At 50.2% G+C, this 603-nt stretch carries 1 protein-coding gene; it reads left to right on the plus strand.

Going from position 1 to position 603, the window contains the following annotated elements; translation table 11 throughout:
• Positions 1–97 precede the first annotated feature (97 nt).
• Positions 98–603, plus strand: a 506-nt coding sequence (locus GMA8713_RS26280) for a helix-turn-helix domain-containing protein (RefSeq protein ID WP_198159615.1), incomplete at its 3' end; no start/stop codon positions are given.

Consider the following 603-nt stretch of genomic DNA (forward strand, 5'->3'; position numbering starts at 1 on the left):
TTCCTAATAGTAGATCTCAAAGATAAGAGAAACTCAGTCCGCTTTGTGCGATCTGATCAATCGCCAAACCGAAACATACCGACAAAAGGACTGAGTGATGGCCATCATAGCACCGATACCTCGTGGCGAACGTCGTAGGATGAAAAAAGCGATACAGACTACCAAGGACAAGGATTATGCCCGCAGACTTATTGCTCTCATGCAACTCCACGAAGGCAAAACGATTGTCGATGTCTGCCGTATTATCAGTGCAGCCCGCTCCTCAGTGGGTAGGTGGATTGACTGGTTTACTCAAGGTGGTATGGATGCCCTGCACGCTTTGCCTGTTGGCAGACCGCCAACGCTTCCCGTTAGCGAAATGTGTGCGATGCTGACTATTCTGGTTCAGTTTTCCCCGCAGGATTTCGGTTATCAGCGAAGCCGCTGGAGTACAGAGCTTTTAACGATGCAGCTCAATGATGTATTCCAAAGTACAGTGGCGGCTTCTACGGTCAGGCGTTGGTTACCGAAAATCGGGATCGTCTGGCGTAGGGCGGCACCTACCCTCAATATTCGAGACCCTGACAAGGAAGAAAAGCTCGCTCAGATAAGTGAGGCGCTGGA

Source organism: Grimontia marina (assembly GCF_900060185.1).
GTDB lineage: Bacteria > Pseudomonadota > Gammaproteobacteria > Enterobacterales > Vibrionaceae > Enterovibrio > Enterovibrio marinus.